1 protein-coding gene is annotated in these 1,445 nt (G+C 76.1%); it reads right to left on the bottom strand.

The annotated features are described in order from the left end of the window. Nucleotides 1-1,421: DNA internalization-related competence protein ComEC/Rec2 (locus C667_RS22900; RefSeq protein ID WP_245538528.1), on the bottom strand; the 1,421-nt coding region annotated here is incomplete at its 3' end. Nucleotides 1,422-1,445: the final 24 nt, after the last annotated feature.

The raw sequence follows: 1,445 nt of genomic DNA, 5'->3' as shown, positions 1-1,445 counted from the left end.
CGCTCGCGCGCGTCGCGGGCCTGTCCGGCCAGCACCGCCTCCACCGGCATCGCGCCGAGGAGCGAGGCCGCGCCGCCGGCGTGGTCGGAGTCCGCATGCGAGAGCACCAGCCGGTCCAGCCTGCGCACGCCGGCCGCGCGCAGCCACGGCAGGATCACGCGCTCGGCGGCATCGGTCGCGCTGCCGAAGGGCGGCCCGCTGTCGTAGAGCAGGTCGTGCGCGCGCGTCTGCACATGCACCGCCAGGCCCTGGCCGACGTCCAGCACCCAGGCGCGGAAGCCGCCCTCCTGCGGCCGCGGCGGCTGCCAGAACAGCAGCCCGGCGAGCAGCGCAGGCGCCACCAGCCGGCCCGGGCTTGCGCGGGGCAGGAGCAACATCGCCACCGCCGCGAGCGCGCCGCCGAACAGCCAGGGCGGCGGTACCGCGCGCTCCACCACCGCCATCTCGAGCGCTGCGAGCGGCGCCAGGAACTCCATCATCCACCCCGCGGCGAAGTCGGCCGGCACCAGCAGCAAGGGGGTCGGCCAGGGGATCGCGAGCAGCACCAGCGGCGTCACGACGAAGCTCACCAGCGGGATCGCGATCAGGTTGGCGAGCGGCGACAGCAGCGGGACCGACTGGAACTGCGCGAGCAGCAGCGGCACCAGCGCGAAGCTGATCGCGAGCTGCACCCGCAGCGCGCCGCGCCAGCCCGCAGGCGCCGCCACCCGCCCGCCGAGCACCGCGAGGATCACCGCCACCGCGCCGAAGGAGAGCCAGAAGCCGGCGGACAGGACCGCCCACGGGTCCACCGCGAGCACCACCAGCAACGCCACCGCGAGCACCCGCGAAGGCGCGATGCGGCGCCCGACGAACAGCGCGAGCGCGCCCACCAGCAGCATCAGCCAGGCGCGCAGCACCGGCACCCCCATGCCGGCGAGGAGCGCGTAGACGGTGGCGCCGGCCAGCCCCGCGAGCGCCCCCGCGCGCTGCACCGGCATACGCAGCACCAGCGCCGGCAGCCGGCGCCAGACCATTCCGGCGAGCCCGCCGCAGAACATCGCCACCAGCGCGACATGAAGACCCGAGATCGACACCAGGTGGGCGACACCGGTGCGGCGGAAGATCTCCCATCCGGCGGCGTCGATGCCTTGCTGGTCGCCCACCGCGAGCGCGACGAGCAGGCCACGTTGTCCACCCTCGGGCAGGGCCGCGAGCATGCGCTCTCGCACCGTGCCGCGCAGGCGATGGACGTGCTGCATCAGGGTGGCGGGACGCTCGTCCAGGAGCCGGCCCGACCCGCGCACGCTGCCGGTGGCACGCACCCCGCGCTCGAGCAGCCAGGCCTCGTAGTCGAAGCCGGAGGGGTTGGCGAGGCCGTGCGGCCGCCCCAGGCGCACGGCCAGCGCCCAGCGCTCGCCCGGGCGGGGCATGGGCAGCATCGGCGGCGCCCCGGGGTCGCCGTC

Origin of the sequence: Thauera phenylacetica B4P, from assembly GCF_000310225.1 — a bacterium.
Classification (GTDB): domain Bacteria; phylum Pseudomonadota; class Gammaproteobacteria; order Burkholderiales; family Rhodocyclaceae; genus Thauera; species Thauera phenylacetica.
This window is presented reverse-complemented; position numbering and strand designations above follow the sequence as displayed.